At 51.1% G+C, this 548-nt stretch carries 1 protein-coding gene; it reads left to right on the top strand.

Features of this window, described 5'->3' with window-relative positions; all coding sequences use genetic code 11:
* Positions 1–548: recombinase family protein (locus ABD353_RS40095; RefSeq protein WP_344628623.1), on the top strand; the 548-nt coding region annotated here is incomplete at its 5' end.

Genomic DNA, 548 nt, shown 5'->3' on the forward strand with positions numbered 1-548 from the left:
CATTTGCAAACCAAAATGGCCACCGTATTGCTGGCTGGTATATCGACAATGTCTCCGGTACGACAATGAACCGTCCTGAACTGATCAGGCTTCTTGGTGTTGCGGAACCTGGTGATGTGATTCTCATTGAACAGGTCGACAGGCTTACTCGCCTGGATGATGCAGGCTGGGAGACACTCAGAAAGCAAATCACCGACAAGCAGCTGGCCATCGTCAGTCTTGATTTACCAACCAGCCATCTGGCGCTATCCAGCACAGTAAGTGATGACTTCACCCGAAGCATGCTGAAGGCCGTAAATGGCATGATGCTGGATATGCTCGCCGCTATTGCCAGAAAAGACTACGAAGACCGTCGACGTCGCCAGGCAGAGGGAATCTGTAAAGCGAAAACTGAAGGAAAATACCGGGGCAGGGTGGCCGATGCACAGAAACATGAACTGATACGTACTCTGCGTCTGGCCAATGGAAAATCGCTGCGAGAAACAGCTCGCCTGGCGGGCGTGTCTAAAATGACAGTAATTCGGGTCTGCTCCAGAGCTAACAAATAA

Origin of the sequence: Kitasatospora arboriphila, assembly GCF_039528095.1 — a bacterium.
In the GTDB taxonomy this organism is placed as follows: domain Bacteria; phylum Actinomycetota; class Actinomycetes; order Streptomycetales; family Streptomycetaceae; genus Kitasatospora; species Kitasatospora arboriphila.